The organism is Protofrankia sp. Cr1 (assembly GCF_963555865.1).
GTDB lineage: Bacteria > Actinomycetota > Actinomycetes > Frankiales > Frankiaceae > Protofrankia.
In genome coordinates this window covers 7,555-8,807 of sequence record NZ_CAUVXO010000240.1, presented here as the reverse complement: position 1 = coordinate 8,807, position 1,253 = coordinate 7,555, and the positions used below count along the sequence as shown (strand labels likewise).

Annotated in this window: 1 protein-coding gene; it reads left to right on the top strand. The window is 68.0% G+C overall.

The features are described 5' to 3' along the window. Positions 1-49: 49 nt before the first annotated feature. A partial coding sequence (locus U9980_RS28600; RefSeq protein WP_416210305.1) for a DUF6777 domain-containing protein occupies positions 50-1,253 on the top strand: 1,204 nt, incomplete at its 3' end.

Below are 1,253 nucleotides of genomic sequence, written 5' to 3'. Positions count from 1 at the left end.
GAGCAAGGAACCGGCGGACCGCCCGTCCGCTACCGAGCTGTTGTGGAGCATGATCGGAAGCCCTCCGGCCGAGCAGCAGGCGGCCGTCACCGAAGTGATGCACGGCTGGGCACCCCTACGGACAGAGCCGACGACCCGGCCATCCACTCGCACGTCCGGAAGGGTTGACGCCACCGGACGACGGATCGCGGCACCGGGTCCGACTGCCCGCCCGATCGTCACCAAGCGGACAGGGTCGGTCGAACCTCCCAGCGGCGCTGTTGCCGACCCTGCCGGTACGGGTGGCCCGGCAACACCCGCGCGGCAGGTCGTCTCGACGCCCGCTGCCGGCCCGCCCGCCGAACGCGTCCAGTCCAAACCGCTAGGACGACGGATCCGTCACCTGACCTTCAGCCTGCCGGCAGTCATCGCCGTTCTGGTGGTGCTGGCCGCCGCGCTCGCCGGCTTCGTCGGCCTCTCGTTGACCGGCGCCGAGAAGACGGCCGCGAGCTTCACCCGAGAACCGGTCTTCGAACCCGGGCCGAACCCGTTCCTGCCCCCTGTCGGCACGGACACGGCGGACGTCCAACCACCGCCGACGGTCGGACATACCTACCCGGCGAACACCCCGGGGCTGTACGGCGGAACCCCCAGCCACCCCAGTTGCGACATCGGAAAGATGGCCGAGCTCCTTCGACGCAACCCTGATCGGGCGACTGCGTGGTCCGGCGTCCTCGGGGTCAGGCCCCAGGACGCGCCGAGTCATCTCAGGACACTGACGCCGGTAATCCTACGCACTGACACGTACGTGACGAACCATCGCTATGCCGGCAATCGCGCGGTCGCCATCTCTTCGGTACTTCAGGCCGGTACAGCCGTGCTAGTGGACAGATACGGCAGACCGGCCACGAAATGCAACTGCGGAAACCCGCTGACCGCACCTTCCGCGCATTCGAATCCGACCTTTGCCGGTCCCACGTGGCCCGCATTCTCGCCGACGATGGTCACGATCATCGAAGGATCGCCCGGCCCGCTGGTGTCGTTCACGCTCGTGGATCCGTCGACGAACCGCCCGTTCGTGCGTCCCGGGAGCACAGACGGCGGGAATGACCAGCCTTACACACCTCCACCGTCCACCACGAACCCACCGTCATCGGGTGGTTCGCCGTCAACAGAGCCGCCGTCAACAGAGCCGCCAAGCGGAACGCCATCGGGCGGGGGCTCCTCAGCTGGCTCGCCGTCAACAGAACCATCACCAAGCGGCACACCATCGG